Genomic DNA, 16,352 nt, shown 5'->3' with positions numbered 1-16,352 from the left:
ATTCATAATCCTGAGGTCGGCCCCGATAGCTATCGGGGGAGTCACCCTCGCGCTACTTGAATGGACTGTTTCCCTCCGGAGGCGGTCCATTTTTTATTCCGCCCAGATGCCAGTTTCCAGCGTCCAGTCGTAGTCGGCATACTGGCGCTTGATGTCCTTATTGTCCTCTTCGAGGACGCCGTAGTCGACCAGGAAGTCATCGACGCCGTCGTGGTCACGAAAGTCGCCCTTGAACCAGGAGAAGAGGGGCGAGGTGACCAGTATCTCCTCTCCATCCACTTCCTTAAGCTCACTGTGATCCGCCAGGTAACTACGTACCCGGGCGTCGATCTGCTCATCGTAAGTCTCGGGGCGGTAGACCTCCACCGGGGGGCAGTCGCTGGCTCCGCAGTTGAGGGCGAAGTGAATGCGCGAGTCACCGCCCTTGACACGAAAGGTGCGCTCGAACTTATTGGGGAAGAATTGTGGGATAAAGCCTAGTCCCAATCGGTTCTCCCCGCCGCGGATGATGCCGTGCTCTATGTCATTAGGGCTGAGCTCCCGCCCGGCCACCGTGAAGCTGGGAGTGCTAAAGAAGCTGCTGCGGTCGTCGTAGAGGGAGGGGTCTCGGGTCAGTAGGTACTGTACCATGCCGTTGTAGGTGTTGACCCAGAAGGCGAGCCGCTTGTCCCGGGTGTCTAGTGCGCCGGCCAGGGCGCCGGGGTCGAGCTCGGCCAGTTGATCCACCTCATTGGATACCTCTTCACCTGCTTTTAGCCCAGCGAGGAACCGTTCGCTCAAGGCGTTAGGATCGATATCGGATCCCGCACCGGTCGTCGGCTGGTAGCGACCGCAGGTGGAGAGGAGCAGCAGAACAGCGAGCGCGGAAAGGATACGGGGCATACAGGATGGCTTATGCATTCCCAACACCTACGGTTATGTTTTGCTCGGCGGATTGTATGACTAGGCCGTTGGGCGACAGTTGATACCGTTAGCGGATGGATGAACTTTGGTCCGATGCTTCGGCTTACCCCAGTATGCAAGCCGACCCACAAGACCCACAGGCACCGCCGCCGCCCACCGGCCCCGAAGAGGCTACGCCCGGGGGTGCCCTGGCCGATAAAGCCGCCGAGACCTACAAGTGGTGGAACAATCTGGCCACCCTCCACCCCGAGGATCCCTTATGGGTGGGTGCCGGAAAGATCGGCATCCGGCTACTCGGCATTCTGGTTCTGCTTGCCCTGTCGCCGCTGATTATCCTGGGGCTGGTGGTAGCCTTCATCACCGTGCTATGAGGGTACTGCGCAATCCGTGGTGGTGGCTGGCTGTGGCCGTGTTTATACTGCACCAGGTGGGGGAGCGGGCGTTTGATCTCAGTCTTGGGGCGGCGGATAGCTACCTTGATCCCTTCCTAGCTCCTCCCATCTTACTGGGCCTCTGGCTTTTTGAGCGGCAGCTGATATTTCGGCAGCCGCGGCTGAGTGCATTGGAAACAGCAATCGCTACCCTAGGGTTAGCCGTGGTGTTTGAGGAGGTTTTCCCAGTATACGAAGAGGGCTTCCGGCGCGATGTAGTGGACTATGCGTTCTACGGTCTTGGGGGACTGTACTTCTACTTCCTAATCAATCGCCGGACTACCACTACCCCGGCATAGCCGGCAGGCTCCATCCCTCCCGGTAGGTATGCTTGATGTACTCGGTGGCAGCCTCGAGAGCATCGATCTCCACCCGCTCCGTATTCCAGGTCGGAATGCCGTTGACCATAGCGAAACCATCCGTCTTGGTGACTCGCATCGTTTCCCCGGCAGTAATGTTGGTGAAGCGCATGTTCTCCCCGTCCCACTGTAGCACCTTGTTGAGGCCCTTGAGGCGGATGGCTAGTACGCCCAGTAGCACCATCTCGTTGAAGGGGCCGGCGTAGTCAAAATTGGCCGAGGGCTGCACGCGCTGCTCGGGCGATTCTTTGCAGGCGCGGATCCAGTCCTGCTCGTGGGGACCATCATCGTAATTAACTGAGCCCGGAACGCGCCGCAGGTAGGGCTTGACGTCCGGTATGCGTCCGGAAAGCAGGCGCGGATTGAAGCCCCCCGCACCGGAGATCAGCGTATCCTTCGTGCCTACCAGCATACAGCCACCGAGTCCATCCTTAATGAAGGGCTCCCCTTCCGCCATGCCCTCCGGCCGGTCGGGCAGGAAGCCGCCGTCGTACCAGTGCACCTGTACGGCCGGCATGGCCACATTTTCCATCGCCTCCCGCTCCGGAAAGTCGAAGCGTACCTTCTCGGCCTGGGGCGCGCTCTCCGTATTAGCGGTGGTAGAGCTACCGGAAATCCCCTCGGGGTACTTGAGCTTGAGTGCGCGGTACACGGGGTCCATGATGTGGCAGGCCATATCCCCAAAGGCACCGGTGCCGAAGTCCCAGAAGCCGCGCCAGTTCCAGGGCGTGTAGATCTCGTGGTAGGGCCGCATGGGGGCCGGGCCGATGAACAGGTCCCAGTCGAAGTTGTCGGGGATCGGCATGGCCTCAGCCGGCCGCTCCAGGCCCTGGGGCCAGATGGGCCGGTCGGTCCAGGTGTGGGCCTCACGCACCTCGCCGATCTCGCCGTTCCAGACCCACTCGCAGAGCTGGCGTACGCCGTCGCCGGAGTTGCCCTGGTTCCCCATCTGAGTAGCGACGGGGTACTGCTTAGCGAGCTTGGTGAGCAGGCGCGACTCGTACACAGAGTGCGTCAGCGGCTTCTGGCAGTAGACGTGCTTATTCAGCGTCATGGCCGTGGCTGCGACGGCAGCGTGGGTGTGGTCGGCGGTGGCTACCATCACAGCGTCCATCTCCTCACCCAGCTCCTCAAACATCACTCGCCAGTCGTAGTACTTCTTAGCCTTTGGGAAGGTTTCGAAGCAACGCTGGGAGTAGTTCCAGTCGATGTCGCAGAGCCCGATGATGTTTTCGGTGTTCATCGCCGTAAGGTTCTGTAGGCCCTTACCTCCGACACCAACGCCTACGATGTTGAGCTTGTCGCTAGGGGCGGTGTAGCCCAGTCCGCTGACGACGTAGCTGGGTACGATGGTGAAGGCCAGGCCGGCCGTGGCGGCCTTCTTCAGGAAATCGCGGCGGGGGAGGGTAGTGGTTGATTTCGACATATAGTAGTTAGTTGTGGCGGTAACTCACAAAAGCGAAACGCGATCCGTCCGGCGACCAGGAGGGCACGTTGAGCGTACCCTGGCCACCGGTGAGCCCACAGAGGATGCGGATGGAGTGATCTTCAAGATTGTATAACCGGAGCACCACCTCCTTCATGGCCGGATGCGCGCTGCCCTGGTCCTGTAGGTAAGACACGAAGACGATGTGCTTGCCGTCCGGCGAGGGCTGGGCAAACCAGTTGGAGTATTCGTCGTCGGTCAGCATCTCCTGATTGCTGCCGTCGGGGTGCATGCGCCAGATTTCCATGCTGCCCGAGACGGACGAATTGTAAAAAATATGCTGCCCGTCCGTAGCGTAGTTGGGCCCGTCGTCCAGGGAGTCGGAGCTGGTCAGGGCCGTTTCTTCTCCGCCGCTCACCGGCACGGTGTAAATGTTAAAGCGGTCGTCACGCCGCGCCGTGTAGGCCACGTGCTGCCCGTCCGGCGACCAGCCGTGCCAGAAGGACGGGGTGTTCTCGGTGACCCGGGTCGGCGTACCCCCCTCCAGCGGTACGGTGAAGATGCAGGAGGTGAGCCAGCCGTCGGGACCGGCCTCCAGGTTATGACTGAAGGCGATCGTGCGGCCGTCGGGACTGATGCCGTGGTCGTTGTTGCAACGGTCGGCGAAGCCGGTATCAAGCTTCTCCTTGCGGCCATCCATGTAGATCCGGTACAGACCGCCCGACTGGTTGATGAGGAAGTACTCTCCGCCCGGGCTCCAGTTCGGTGCCTCGAAGTGGGCCTCCTCGGTGTATACCGCGGTGCGCGTGTCGGTGGTGATGTCGTAGACCTCAAGGGTGGAGATGATGCCGGGAGTCTGGGCGGCCACGGATAGAAAGCAAGCGAGCGTGAGGGATAGTAACAGGGGGGTGCGCATGGTTAGAGTTCCCTAATTCTAATGTTGCGGTAGGTGACCTCCCCGGCGTTCTGTAGTCCGATGCGGCCGCTGTTCGCCAGGGCGTAGTCATCGACCTCGGCCCACTTACCGGCGGCCTTGCGGGCTTTCCAGTCCTCGCTACCTAGCTCGTAGTCGACGACCTTAGTACCGTTGAGCCAGTGCTCGACCCGGGGCTGGCGTACCACGATGCGGGTCGTATTCCACTCCCCCACGGGCCGCGGGCCGGCACCCTCGGGGGCGTGCATGGCGTAGTTGCCGGCCGTGAGTTGGTTGGGTTCCAGGGGGGAGTCCCAGCCCGCGTCGTCCATCACCTGGTACTCCGGGGCTAGTTCATAGATCTGGTGCACGCCGTCTCTCGGTACGAGGTAGAATATGCCTGAGCTATGGCCCGGCTCGATCTTCCACTCCAATTCCAGCTCGAAGTCGGCGTAGTCGTTTTTGGTGATCAGGTCCTTTTCGGCATCCCAGCCGGCCCCGGAGGCCCGCAGCTCCCCGTTTACTAGCTCCCAGCCTTCCAGCTCGTCCTGGCTGTACATCTGCCAGTGGTCAAGGGTGTTGCCGGCCAGTAGGTCCGTCCAGTCTTCGTCAATAGCTTCCGCTGGTTGGGTCACCTGCTCCTGTGCGGTAGCTTCTCCCACCGGGGTATTAGTACAAGCTCCAAACAGCCCCAGGCCCAATAAAAGAAACAAAGTTCTACCTATCATCATTTATGCCAAACATTGTGATGCCCGGTAAATGTAGGTAAATATTTCTGGCTTATCTGCTAAATTGGAAGGACACCTAGGCTACCTCTCGCTCCTCCCATTCCTTGCACCTGACTTACATTAGGGTCCCCCCCCTAATGACGTAGGCCCCCTTTCCTACCTGGTCGCACCCTTAGCCTGGAAACAAGCTCGCATAGTCCAGCCAGTACACCACCTTCACCGACAGCGAGCCCGAACGCGGCACGTCCCGCCCCCAGAGCTGGGAGAAACTGCCAAAGTAGTTATCCGACCTGCGCTCGTCGAGATCCGAGATATTACCCTTATACACCACGAAGAGGTCGCTGCCCGGTGCGAACCGCCAGCGGTACACTACGTCGACGTTGAAGGCATCGAAGTCCTGATCGTGGCTGCCCGTATAGTCCGTATCGGCGAGTAGCCCGTCGGCGTCCAGCAGGTGGAAGCGACTGTAGGCCACGCCGCTCCAGTAGTGGCGCAGGCGCAGGTTGAGCGTCATGTTGGCCGAGAAGCTGTACTTGCCGTTCAGGCCGGCCTCCACACTGTTGCGATCGCGGGTACCGAAGTAGACGTCGGTGCGCGCTACATCGTCCACCACCACGTCCTGCTGGTTGACGTAGCCCACGTCGTTGCGGTCGCCACCCTGGTTCAGGTAGGCGCTCATGCTGAAGCGGTTACTGAAGCGATAGCGGGCATCAAATCCCAGACTTACCTCCCGCCGCTTGCTCCTGCCGGCATAACGGTTGTAGTCTACGTCCAAACTCACCCGCAGTTTTTTCCGCCCATCCGTGCCTACATAGGCACTCAGGTTATTGTAGCCAGGCACCCGCCAGTACCGCCCCTGCACCCGCGGCTCGAAGAAATCGTACTGGTCGCCCACGTCGTTGCGGCTGCTGAGGTAGAGGTCCCAGAAGTGCCGCGTCGTGGCCCGCGCGTAGCCCCGCACATTCACTCCCGTATAGCGGCTCGGCGCAAAAAGGCGGCGGTAATCCAGGTCGAGCCCCGTGCGGCCGTTAAGGAAAAAGCCATTGAAGAACGTCTTGGGCTGAGAATAGTCGATCTCCCCCCGCCAGTAGCGGGAGTTATTGGCGAATAGGAGGCCCAGGTCATTGACATCATAGGTGTCGCTCTCCTCACCGTAGCCCAGCTCCCAGGTCCACTGTCCGGAGATACGCGCCACCCCGAGTTGTAGGGCGTGGCCGCTGCGGTCGTTGCCCGGCTCGTACTGCCGGCTGTGCTTCACCTCCCCGCGTACGGCGTAGGCATTGGCCCGGTTGTGGAGGTCGAAGAGTAGCCCCGTCACATTGGCATCGCGCGCCTTGCCCTCACGGATCACATTGGTGTTGATGAGGGTGACCGAGGAGTTGTTGGGCAGGTTCTGGTCTACGGTCAGTACATTGTAGTTGGTCAGGGGATTGGTCTTTACCTCACGATCCTTACCCTCTACCCCGCGGATGGTAGCGAAGTTTTCTTGCTCCACAGCGTTGAAGAAGCCGATGCCGGTACCCTTAGCCGTCCGACCGCTGACCTTAGTGGCATTGTAGAGGGGAGCGCGCCGCGGATTATCAACTACTTCCTCCCCCTCCAGCAGCTGCTCGCGCACCCGACTCTGGTAGTAGTTCAATCCCCCTACGCGCCGACTGTAGAAGAGGCCACCCTTATTAAATAGTTCCGTACCCTCGGTAAAGAAGGCCCGCTGCTCGTCGAAGCGCTGCTCGAAGGGGCCCAGGTTCAGCACCTGGTTGTCGCTGCGCACCTGCCCGAAGTCCGGTATCAGTGTCATGTCCAGGGTAAACGCGTCGGTTAGACCCAGTTTCACGTCCATGCCGCCGGTGACAATGGCGCCCACTTCCGTGGGTTCGTTAGCATCCCGCCCGTGCTGCCCGTAGACGGCCAGAAAGGGGGTAGCCTGTAGGCGCAGTGGAGCTTTAATGTCGCGTAGCCCCGTCAGCGTACCCGACTGGTTGAGAAAACCGTCTACGTTGGGATCGATCTCCGACCAGAAGCTCTGCTCATTTTCCCGCTGAATAGTTCGGGAAAAGTTGATCGTCCACTCCTGTACGGGGGTGGAGGGGAAGCGCAGGGCGGAGTAGGGGAGAAACACCTCCGCCGACCAGCCCTCCTCGGTCCGGGTGGCACCGCTCACCCACACTGCGTCCCAGCTTCCGTCCTCGTATCCGTCCAGCTGCTTTGCGTCACGCTGCACGTTGGCCGGTGTGACAATGAAGGTAAAACCACTAATACCACTCCGGTAGGGATCTACGACGATGCCGAAAAAATCGGTGTTGCCCAGGTCATCGCGCTCCGTAAGCTCGGCCTGGATACTATCGGGCTTGCTGTCTAGCAGGGTAGCGCCGAAGTAGATACCCAGGTTATCGTACACCACCCGAACCTCCGTGGACTGACTGGCGGGCTCCCCCGGATTTGGCCGCAGGACGACAAAATCAGTACCCACCGGTACGTCCTGCCAGACCGCCTCGTCCAGGATGCCATCTACTTTAACCTCCCCATCAATGCGCACGGCCTCCAGGCTCGGCTTCCCCTGAGCACACAATAACACGGGCAAGCACAGGAGAGCAAACACGTGCGCGATTGACATCTGGGGAAGACTAATGAGAGTGATTGGCTATAGAGCAAAAAAAGCTACCGCAGGGTTCAGGTGGGCGCGTGCGCAGGTGCAAAGTTAAGCGAGAAACGCGGCCACCAAGCCCTGCGGGAACTCGGCGGCCGCGTGCGAACAAACGTGATTTGTGAACGGGTTACTCAAAAAAATCTCCGATGTCCCTTCCCAACTCCCGCCGCCAGTTCATTCAGCAATCGGGCGGACTACTTGCCCTGCCGACCCTACTGAGCGCTTCCACCAGGCTTGCACCCGCGGCCCCGCCCCCGGTGGTGCTGCCCGCCCCCGATCCCACCGGCCAGCCGATGCCCGAGCTGGAACAACCCCTGCCGGATGCCCCCGATCAGCGGATCGGCTTCGCCATCGTCGGGTTAGGTGCCTACGCCCTCAACCAAATTATCCCCAACCTGGGCGGTACCCAGCACGCTAAGCTCGCTGCTCTAGTATCGGGCAATGCCGAGAAGGCGAGAACGGTGGGTAAAGCCTACGGCATTGCGGAAGATCACCAGTACAGCTACGACGACTTCGACCGCATTGCCGAAGATGAGAGTGTGGACGTCTTGTACATCATCCTGCCCAATGCCATGCACCGGGAATGGACCGAGCGCGCCTTTGCCGCCGGTAAGCACGTGCTGTGCGAAAAGCCCATGGCGGTGACGGCCGAGGACTGCCAGGCCATGATTGATGCCGGTAAGCGGGCCGGTAAGCAGCTTATGATCGGCTACCGCGCCCAGTACGATCCCTATAACCTGCGGGCCATCGAGCTCGTGCGGGGGGAAAGTAAGGAGATCGGGGAGCCCCGTTTGGTCTTTACCGAGCACGGACGAATGCTCAAACCGAACAAGGAGCAGCGCGACGAGTGGCGGGCGCAGAAAGAACTGGCCGGCGGCGGCTCCCTCTACGACATTGGTATCTACAGCCTGAACGGGGCCCGCTACCTGCTGGGGGAAGAGCCGGTGAGCGTAACGGCTAACTACCGGGAGCCCTCAGAGAAAGAGGTCGATGTAGAGGAAGGTGTAGCCTGGACCATGAACTTTCCCAGTGGGGCCACGGCCAATTGCTCCAGCAGCTACCGCGTCGAGCAGGCCAAGCGCATCTTCGTGCAGGGTACCGAGGGGGAGGTGACCCTGGACCCGGCCACGGACTACTACGTGCGCAATCTGTACGTCAAAACCAAGGAAAAAAATACGCAGTTGATCATCCCGCGGGCGAATCAATTCACCGCCATGCTCGACGAGATGGCCCTGGCCGCCCGCGAAAACCGTACCCCGAAAACCCCCGGCGAGGAGGGGCTGCGCGACGTGAAGATCATGCAGGCCATCTACCGAGCCGCAGATAGTGGGAAAAAAGTAACCCTGTAACCGTTGACGATGAAAACTATCTTGAGTCTTCTCTTTCTGATCCTACCCCTTCTGATCTTTGCCCAGCAAAATCAGCAGGATACTGCCTCCCTACGTACCGGCTACCGGGATGCCGCCGGGGCCAACCGCGTGCCGCAGGAAAGGATCGACATCCCGCCGACGGTGGAGGCGCTACAGGCCACGCTCTATGAGCTAGAAGACGAGTACCTAGCCGTACACCAGACGCACTGAAACCTACAGGGGCCCCTGTTCTACAGTTTGCACCTGATGTACCAGGAGTTTTACGAGGCCATCAACCAGCAAATCGACCGCCTGGCCGAGCGTAAGCTCTCTCTAGACCACGCCGCCGATGCCCGCCCGGGTCCCGTAGCGCAAAATGCCAACCTCAGTCCGGAAACCCCGGGAGGCTACGTATCCGACAAAGCCTCCCTCCAGGTCCAATCTGCGCGCCACCTCCAAATTTCAGACCGCATCGAGACCACCGCGGACACCGACCCCACTACCTCCAACCTTTTCCAGGAGGTGAAGTACATGATCGACCACCAGTTGTGGATGATGCGTGCCCATATGAAATAGGGCATGCCCCATGATCGGAAGCCGCCCCCTGCTAGATGGTGGAGGGGCGGCTTTTTGCATCCGCGAGGCACTGTTTCTTTATTTTGCGCGAAAATTCTACTGTTTTTCAGTGAGTTATGGGGCATGCTATGTACCTTTGCGTCCGCTTTTATCGAAACGAAAAATTTAAGTTCCCGTGAACACGCTATCCTATAAGACGCAGTCGGCCAACGCCAGCACCGTCGAGCGCAAATGGCACGTCGTGGATGCCGAGGGCGAGATCGTCGGCCGCCTGGCCACTAAGATCGCCCACGTCCTGCGCGGCAAGCACAAGCCCGATTTTACCCCCCATTTCGACAACGGCGACCACGTCATCGTGATCAACGCCGACAAGGTCCGCTTTACAGGTTTGAAGTTCCAGAATAAGGAGTACCTGCGCCATACCGGTTACCCCGGCGGACAGCGTAAGGCGACCCCCCGCCAACTCATGGCCCGCAAGCCCGAAATGATCCTGGAGCACGCCATCAAAGGGATGCTTCCTAAAACCAAACTCGGCCGCGCCCAGTACAAGAAGCTGTACGTCTACGCCGGTGCTGAGCACCCCCACACCGCCCAACAACCGCAAGAACTCAGGTAGAGCGTTGTTGAGTTGTTGAGTTATTGCATTGGGGGGATGCTCGCTTTGCTCGTCTGAGCTATAACACACCACACCTGCGGCCCCGCCCCCCCACATATGCAACACCCTAGACACCTATCCCGTCCGCAACTCAACAACCCAATTACTAACTAACGCAACAACTAAACCATGGAACAAATAAACGCCATCGGCCGCCGCAAAGCCGCCGTCGCCCGCATCTACCTCATGCAGGGCAAGGGCAATATTATCGTCAATGGGAAGGACTACAAGGAATACTTTCCGCAGACGCACGTGCAGGGTAAGATCGTGCAGCCCTTCCAGGCCATCGAGGTCGACAACGGCATCTACGATGTGCGCGTCAACGTTGACGGTGGGGGATATAAGGGGCAGGCAGAGGCCATCCGTATGGGTATCAGCCGCGCGCTGGTGAAGCTTAACGAAGACTTCCGTAGCCCGCTTAAGTCACAGAAGTACCTTACCCGCGACGCCCGCGTGGTAGAACGTAAGAAGTACGGTAAGCCCAAGGCCCGTAAGAGCTTCCAGTTCTCCAAGCGTTAATTCCCCTCCCTGCGGCGGTTCCCCCGTCCCCCATCTCTTTCTCCCCCGTCCAACAAATATACCCATGGCAAAGCCCACCCACCAGCAGTTGCTGGAAGCCGGCGTACACTTCGGCCACCTGCGCCGCAAGTGGAACCCCAAGATGTCGCCCTATATCTTTAGTGAGAAGAACGGCATCCACCTTATCGACCTCAATCGGACCCTGGAAAGCCTCGACCGCGCTGGAAATGCGATGCGGCAGATTGCCCGGGCTGGTAAGAAGGTCCTTTTCGTTGCTACCAAGAAGCAGGCCCGTGATATCGTTACCGCCGGTGCTCAGGAGGTCAACATGCCCTACGTCACCGATCGGTGGCAGGGTGGTATGCTGACTAACTTCAACACCATTCGCCGCTCCATCCGCAAGATGCAGAACATCGAGCGTATGCTCGGCGATGGTACCCTCGATAGCGTCACCAAGAAGGAGCGCCTGACGCTCACCCGCGAGCACGACAAAATGAACAAGGTACTGGGTGGTATCGCTGACATGCAGCGTATCCCAAACGCCATCTTCGTAGTCGATATCGTACACGAGCACCTGGCCATTGCCGAGGCCAAGAAACTCGGCATGCGCACCTTCGGCATCGTAGACACTAACGCCGACCCCACCAGCGTCGACTATCCCATTCCCGGCAACGACGACGCCAGCAAGGCCGTCAAGGTGATCACTGACTACCTCATGGAGTGCATCAAGGAGGGCCTGGCCCAGCGCGGTGAGGACAAGGATCAGCAGGAGAGTAGCGGGGAGCAGCCGGCTGCCGCCGAAGAGACCGAGACGGAGGCTGCGGAGTAGTTTCTCCTCGTCGGGCGAACTTTCTGCAGCGCTTGGGGCGCTCCAGAAAGGATTCGGCCGACGAGCACCTACCAAATTGATAACTTTATAATTTAGTAACGCTATGGCTATCTCAGCCCAAGACGTAAAGAAACTACGGGACATGACCGGTTCCGGCATGATGGACTGCAAAAAGGCCCTCGCCGAGGCCGACGGTGATTTTGATAAGGCCATCGAGGTCCTGCGTAAGCGGGGCGAAAAGGTGGCCGCCAAACGCGACGACCGCGAGGCCAAGGAAGGCGTTATTATCGCTCAGGTTACTGAGGCCAATGACTACGGTATCGTCGTGCGCCTCAGTAGCGAAACCGACTTCGTAGCCAAGAACGATGACTTCGTCGCCTTCGCCCAGAAGATCGCCGACCTAGCCCTTGACAAGCGCCCCACCGACCTCGACGCGCTCAACGCCCTGCCCATGGAAGGCCAACTCACCGTAGGGGAGAAGGTGACCGAAATGGTCGGCAAGATCAACGAGAAGATCAGCGTGACGGCCTACGAACAGCTCAGCGCACCCCTCGTGGCCCCCTACATCCACAGCGGCTACCGCGCCGGCGTACTCGTGGCCCTGAACAAGAACGACGACACGGCCTACGAGGCCGGTCGTGACGTAGCCATGCAGGTGGCCGCCATGAAGCCGATCGCCGTCAATAAGTCGGGCATCGACCAGGCCACCATCGACCAGGAGCTAGACATCGCCATGGACCTCGCCCGCCAGGAGGGCAAGCCCGAAGCGATGCTCGAAAAGATCGGTCAGGGACGCCTCAATAAGTTCTTTAAGGAAAATACCCTGGAGGCCCAGGCCTTCGTGAAGAGCGACAAGCAGAGTGTAGCTCAGTATCTCGACTCCGTCGATAAGGGGCTCAAGGTCACCGACTTTAAGCACGTAGCTCTCGGCTAGTTGCACACCGGGGGGGCATGTACCAATCAGCCGAAGGGCGAGGTGGACCGCGCGTCGGCTACCGCAGCCGGATTGACTTCTTGGATGACACTGATGGACTCGCCCTCCCAATTGATGTAGCCCTCCTTTTCGAACTGCCGCAGCCAGCCCTCCATGGGCCACATTTGCCACTTAGCATAAAAGCGGTTGGCATTGGTGACAATATCCCGCAGGTGATTGTAAGGCGGGGAATAACTGTCGTGGTACTGGTGGTACACCCGGGCCCGACTACCAAAAAAGGGTAGACGTACCTTGCGGGCGGTGAAGGCAAAATCGGTGTCCTCCCCACCGTAACCGGCGTACTGCTCGTCGAAGCCCCCCAGGCGGGCAAAATCGATGGCGCGCAGCCCGAAGCTTAGCGACCAAAACAGGTAGTAGGGAAGCGGAATGACGGCTCGATCATCCGTAAACACCGGGCGCCGGGGGTGGGCCTCCGCTAGCTGCTCCAATGTATTGTAGCTCCAATTACCCTGAGCGGCCTCCGGCGGAAGGTAGCGTACATCACCCATGATCAGCCCCTGCGTCAGGTGCACCACGTGGGAAAGTTGCTGGAGGTAGTCGGGGTGGGGGATGCAGTCTACGTCCAAAAAGGCAAGGATATCTCCGCGGGCGTGGGCGGCGGCCAGGTTGCGGGCGGCCGCTAGGGGCAGGGGGTGGTTGGGGTCGAGTAGGCTGTGGAGGTGAAGCTGACAACCGGGGTCGGGCAGCTCATTGGGTACCGGTTCGTTCATGAACACGACGATCACCTCCCGGGGCTTTGTGGATTGCTCCCGTACTCCTCGTAACAGGTTGTGCAGCTGCGACCGTCTCCCACTCACTAGGGTGAGTAAGCTAGTACTACTCATATGGAACACGATTGGGGGAATGACCGCCTTGGGGCACTAAATACGACTATCGCGAAATTGTTCAACCGCCGATGGCCTCAGTAAGCGCGATTTACTACGAAGTTGACCAGTTGTTCCAGACCGGTGCGGGCCTCGCTACTGGGAAGCTCGTGGAGCAGCTTGAACGCTTCATCCCGGTAGCGCTGCATAGCTGCCTCGGCGTAGGCAATACCCGCACTGGCGCGTACGAAGGACAGCACCTCCTTGACCCGCTCCGGCTCGTCGCTGTGCTTCTTGATGGTGCGAATCATACGCCGCCGCTCGCCGCGGGAGGCCTGGTTTAGCGCGTGAATCAGGGGCAGGGTCATCTTTTTTTCTTTGATGTCAATGCCCCGCGGCTTACCTACCTCATCGAGCCCAAAGTCAAACAGGTCGTCGCGGATCTGAAAGGCGATGCCGATCTTTTCCCCGAAGGTGTGCATGAGGGCTACCGTAGCATCGTCCTCGGAGGCGGAGGCCGCCCCCGCCGCGCAACTTGCCGCGATCAGACTGGCCGTTTTCTGGCGGATCACCTCGAAGTAGATCTGCTCGTCGATGTCGAGCCGGCGGGCCTTCTCGATCTGCAGCAGTTCCCCCTCAGCCAGGGCCTGCACGGCCTGGGAGCTGATCTCTAAGGTGCGGTACTGCTTGGTTTCCAGGGCGATGGCTAGCCCTCGGGAAAGGAAGTAGTCACCGACCAGCACCGCGATTTTATTCTTCCACAGCGCATTGATGCTGAAAAACCCCCGCCGCTCGTAGCTCTCGTCAACCACGTCATCGTGCACCAGGCTGGCCGTGTGTACCAGCTCGATCAGGCTAGCGGCAGTGTAGGTATCGTCGGTAATGCCTCCGCAGGCTAGGGCGCTAAAAAAGGTGAACATGGGCCGCATCTGCTTGCCCTTACGGCGCACGATGTAGTAGGTGATGCGGTCCATCAGGGGCACGGGGGAGCGCAGGGTCTCGCGGAACCGCCGCTCGAAGGTCTCCAGTTCAGCAGCGATCGGGCGCTTTATCTCATCGAGGCCGTGGGCCATCAGGGGGTGGGGCAGCGGTGGTTAGGGCCGCAAAGGTAGCTTGTATATCCCGGGCCGTACTTTTGCCCCATGCAGGAGGCGACAGTAGCGGGCGAGCGGCTTCAATTACATCCCGACCGGGCGGTGTACTGGCCGGCGCGGCGCGTGTTGTTCCTAGCCGATTTGCACCTGGGCAAGGGAGCACACTTCCGCCGCGCCGGCATCGCGGTACCCCGGCTGGTGAGCGATGTCAACTTCGCCCGGTTGCGGGGGCTGATCGAGGAGTTTCAGCCCGCCCGCGTACTACTGCTCGGCGACCTCTTTCACAGTGATCACAACCACATCTGGGGAGCATTTTGTGCCTTTACCGCCTCCTTTCCCGGGCTGACCTTTGAGCTGGTGCCCGGCAACCACGATATTCTACCGCCGGCGTGTTACGAAGAGGCCCGACTGGTGATGCACGAGGAGGTTATCGTGCTCGGCCCCTTTTCCCTAAGCCACCATCCGCTCCGGGAGGAGCAACGCCTACCGGGCAAGTACAACCTCTGCGGCCACGTGCATCCCTGCGTCAAGCTAGTGGACCGGACCGGAGCGATGAAGTTGCCCTGCTTTTTTTTCGGGTGGCAGGAGGGTATTTTACCCGCCTTTGGGGAGTTCACGGGCTGTGCGGAGGTGAAAGCACGCCCCGGCGATCAGGTGTTCGTGCTGGCGGAGGATACCGTACTGGCCGTCGCCTAGTAGACCAGGCTACCGAAAACGAAGCGAGAGTTGCCGGCCCTCGAGCGTGATGGGGGCCTCATCGAAGAGGAGGACCGTATAGGCCATGCCACGACCCTCGCGGTAGAGCGCGACGAGTTGGGCCTGCTGCTTATCACTAAAACTGCGCTTGGGGCGGAAGGTGTACATCTTGGCCCAGTCGGCCTGGTAGAGGTCAAGCTCCTCGTCATCAAAACTGTGCACGGCGGTTACGGCGTCCTCGTCGTTGCTACCTAAGTTCATTGCCAGGGTAGTGGCCGCCATGTGGGGCCGGCGGTAATAATGATTGGTTTCGTTTTCCGGCTGCAGGTAAAAGCGCAGTTCCAATTTCTCCCGTCGCGAACGTAGGCTGTACTGATGCGTCAGGTAGTCGTTGTCGTGCCGTGACCCCAGCTGGTAATCGCTGTCCAGTGGCGCGGTGAAGCGGACATCCATGCTATCAAGTAGCTGCTGAAAATCAGCCGGCAGTTCGGACTGAGCGGGTAACAGGGTACTTACTAGGAAGAGGGGGAAGAGGAGCGTCTTCATACCCTGGCAAACGCATGAGGTACGAAAAGTATGCGCTGCTCTCACTCCTGCAACCGTTCGACCAGCAGGTTGGTCATCCGGCGGTTCACACCACCCTCGTTCTCCACGTAGTAGGCGGCCTCCTCGGGGGTAAACTGACCGATCACCATCCCGAAAAGCAGTCCCCGGAGGCGGTTATCGCGGGTGACGAGCTCCTTGATCTTTTCGGCGCGCTTGGCTGTCGGTAATTGCTCCGGTCTGACCTTCCGCTTGATCAGGTAGTGGGCAAAGACGGTGCGTAGCAACTCGTCCTGTTGTTTCAGGATGGGCCGGAGCGTGTCGTTCTGAAAGGCCTCCTCAGGGGAGTCAGTAGGCAGGGTCGGGACAGCGGGGCGCGGCATGATGCTAAAATTATGCCGCAGCACCTTCCATTTGCGTCACGTACTTCCGGAAATTATTCAGGATGGCCTGCCAGCCGTCCGCCTGGTGGTGGGGCCCGTTGCCCTTGGCGGGGTCGAAGGTGACGGTCACGGTAGTTTCCTCACCCTCCTCACTGAAATCTACTTCCACCTGCTGCCCGTTCGAAAGGGTGTAGGCGATGTGACTTTCGGGCTGTACCTCATCATAGGTACCCTCTAGCTCGAAGGTCATCTTCCCGTCCTTGGCGGCCATCGTAATTTCGAACTCTCCGCCCTCCCGCAGGTCGTTCACCGCACGGGGGCAGTGCCAATCTTCGGAGGCGAAATTCCAGTTAATTACGTGCTCGGCCTCGGTGTAGTAGTGCCAGGTCTCAGACTGGGTGGCGGGTACGGTAGTGGTGGCGGTTAGTTGGTCGTTGGCCATGGGGTAGGGGCTTTGTTTGTTGATGTGGTGGGGTGGGGTTTTGTTCGGCGGGCTCCCCTTCC

The 16,352-nt window shown here is 59.8% G+C and carries 20 protein-coding genes; 10 read left to right on the top strand and 10 right to left on the bottom strand.

The window, feature by feature from the left end; genetic code table 11:
- Positions 1–93 precede the first annotated feature (93 nt).
- Entirely contained in the window at positions 94–882 is a 789-nt protein-coding gene (locus ACOOHD_RS10665; RefSeq protein WP_420457862.1) for a DUF547 domain-containing protein, read from the bottom strand.
- Between the two features lie 95 nt (positions 883–977).
- Between ACOOHD_RS10665 and ACOOHD_RS10660 the strand changes: the two genes are divergently transcribed.
- Entirely contained in the window at positions 978–1,274 is a 297-nt protein-coding gene (locus ACOOHD_RS10660) for a hypothetical protein (RefSeq protein WP_420457861.1), read from the top strand.
- Entirely contained in the window at positions 1,271–1,633 is a 363-nt protein-coding gene (locus ACOOHD_RS10655; RefSeq protein ID WP_420457860.1) for a hypothetical protein, read from the top strand. Before ACOOHD_RS10660 ends, ACOOHD_RS10655 begins: the two co-directional genes overlap by 4 nt.
- Here ACOOHD_RS10655 and ACOOHD_RS10650 read toward each other — a convergent pair.
- From ACOOHD_RS10650 to ACOOHD_RS10635, 4 genes are all read right to left on the bottom strand, one after another.
- Positions 1,620–3,119 carry a Gfo/Idh/MocA family protein gene (locus ACOOHD_RS10650; RefSeq protein ID WP_420457859.1) on the bottom strand — a complete coding sequence of 500 codons (1,500 nt, stop codon included), beginning with the start codon at positions 3,117–3,119 and terminating at the stop codon, positions 1,620–1,622. The genes ACOOHD_RS10655 and ACOOHD_RS10650 overlap by 14 nt on opposite strands.
- Before the next feature lie 7 nt (positions 3,120–3,126).
- Positions 3,127–4,035: a TolB family protein gene (locus ACOOHD_RS10645; protein WP_420457858.1), complete on the bottom strand. Its 909-nt coding sequence runs from the start codon at positions 4,033–4,035 to the stop codon at positions 3,127–3,129.
- Between the two features lie 2 nt (positions 4,036–4,037).
- Positions 4,038–4,694 carry a 3-keto-disaccharide hydrolase gene (locus ACOOHD_RS10640; RefSeq protein ID WP_420457857.1) on the bottom strand — a complete coding sequence of 219 codons (657 nt, stop codon included), beginning with the start codon at positions 4,692–4,694 and terminating at the stop codon, positions 4,038–4,040.
- Positions 4,695–4,932: 238 nt separating this feature from the next.
- The gene (locus ACOOHD_RS10635; protein WP_420457856.1) at positions 4,933–7,374 is read right to left on the bottom strand and encodes a DUF5916 domain-containing protein; all 2,442 of its coding nucleotides are present in this window, start codon (positions 7,372–7,374) and stop codon (positions 4,933–4,935) included.
- A gap of 179 nt (positions 7,375–7,553) precedes the next feature.
- Here ACOOHD_RS10635 and ACOOHD_RS10630 point away from each other — a divergent pair, with 179 nt between their 5' ends.
- The 7 genes from ACOOHD_RS10630 to tsf all read left to right on the top strand — a co-directional run bounded on the left by ACOOHD_RS10630 (position 7,554) and on the right by tsf (position 12,269).
- The gene (locus ACOOHD_RS10630; RefSeq protein WP_420457855.1) at positions 7,554–8,756 is read left to right on the top strand and encodes a Gfo/Idh/MocA family protein; all 1,203 of its coding nucleotides are present in this window, start codon (positions 7,554–7,556) and stop codon (positions 8,754–8,756) included.
- 9 nt (positions 8,757–8,765) lie between these two features.
- Entirely contained in the window at positions 8,766–8,987 is a 222-nt protein-coding gene (locus ACOOHD_RS10625; RefSeq protein WP_420457854.1) for a hypothetical protein, read from the top strand.
- 15 nt (positions 8,988–9,002) lie between these two features.
- On the top strand, positions 9,003–9,332 hold the full coding sequence (locus tag ACOOHD_RS10620) for a ferritin-like domain-containing protein (protein WP_420461426.1): 330 nt from the start codon (positions 9,003–9,005) through the stop codon (positions 9,330–9,332).
- 175 nt (positions 9,333–9,507) lie between these two features.
- Positions 9,508–9,948 carry a 50S ribosomal protein L13 gene (gene rplM, locus ACOOHD_RS10615; RefSeq protein ID WP_420457853.1) on the top strand — a complete coding sequence of 147 codons (441 nt, stop codon included), beginning with the start codon at positions 9,508–9,510 and terminating at the stop codon, positions 9,946–9,948.
- Between the two features lie 168 nt (positions 9,949–10,116).
- A complete protein-coding gene (rpsI, locus tag ACOOHD_RS10610; protein ID WP_420457852.1) occupies positions 10,117–10,506 on the top strand; it encodes a 30S ribosomal protein S9 in 390 nt (129 codons plus the stop codon).
- A gap of 64 nt (positions 10,507–10,570) precedes the next feature.
- Positions 10,571–11,335, top strand: coding sequence for a 30S ribosomal protein S2 (rpsB, locus tag ACOOHD_RS10605; RefSeq protein WP_420457851.1), 765 nt, complete (start codon positions 10,571–10,573; stop codon positions 11,333–11,335).
- 103 nt (positions 11,336–11,438) lie between these two features.
- A complete protein-coding gene (gene tsf, locus ACOOHD_RS10600) occupies positions 11,439–12,269 on the top strand; it encodes a translation elongation factor Ts (protein WP_420457850.1) in 831 nt (276 codons plus the stop codon).
- Between the two features lie 26 nt (positions 12,270–12,295).
- Here the strand turns inward: tsf and ACOOHD_RS10595 are convergent, their stop codons facing one another.
- Both ACOOHD_RS10595 and ACOOHD_RS10590 read right to left on the bottom strand, forming a co-directional pair.
- Complete coding sequence (locus ACOOHD_RS10595; RefSeq protein WP_420457849.1) at positions 12,296–13,153, bottom strand: glycosyltransferase family 2 protein; 858 nt, start codon at positions 13,151–13,153, stop codon at positions 12,296–12,298.
- A gap of 77 nt (positions 13,154–13,230) precedes the next feature.
- Entirely contained in the window at positions 13,231–14,205 is a 975-nt protein-coding gene (locus ACOOHD_RS10590) for a polyprenyl synthetase family protein (RefSeq protein WP_420457848.1), read from the bottom strand.
- Between the two features lie 69 nt (positions 14,206–14,274).
- On the opposite strand from ACOOHD_RS10590, the gene pdeM reads away from it, so the two are divergent.
- Positions 14,275–14,922: a ligase-associated DNA damage response endonuclease PdeM gene (pdeM, locus tag ACOOHD_RS10585; protein WP_420457847.1), complete on the top strand. Its 648-nt coding sequence runs from the start codon at positions 14,275–14,277 to the stop codon at positions 14,920–14,922.
- A gap of 9 nt (positions 14,923–14,931) precedes the next feature.
- Here the strand turns inward: pdeM and ACOOHD_RS10580 are convergent, their stop codons facing one another.
- The 3 genes from ACOOHD_RS10580 to ACOOHD_RS10570 are packed head-to-tail and all read right to left on the bottom strand — an operon-like array spanning position 14,932 to position 16,290.
- Complete coding sequence (locus ACOOHD_RS10580; protein WP_420457846.1) at positions 14,932–15,468, bottom strand: hypothetical protein; 537 nt, start codon at positions 15,466–15,468, stop codon at positions 14,932–14,934.
- A gap of 41 nt (positions 15,469–15,509) precedes the next feature.
- Positions 15,510–15,848 (bottom strand): hypothetical protein, encoded by a 339-nt coding sequence (locus tag ACOOHD_RS10575; protein ID WP_420457845.1) that lies wholly within the window; start codon positions 15,846–15,848, stop codon positions 15,510–15,512.
- 10 nt (positions 15,849–15,858) lie between these two features.
- Positions 15,859–16,290, bottom strand: coding sequence for an SRPBCC domain-containing protein (locus ACOOHD_RS10570; RefSeq protein WP_420457844.1), 432 nt, complete (start codon positions 16,288–16,290; stop codon positions 15,859–15,861).
- Positions 16,291–16,352 lie beyond the last annotated feature (62 nt).

This window comes from Neolewinella sp., assembly GCF_965214665.1.
Classification (GTDB): Bacteria; Bacteroidota; Bacteroidia; order Chitinophagales; family Saprospiraceae; genus Neolewinella.
Note: the sequence above shows the minus strand (reverse complement) of the source record. Positions and strands in the feature narration are given on the sequence as shown.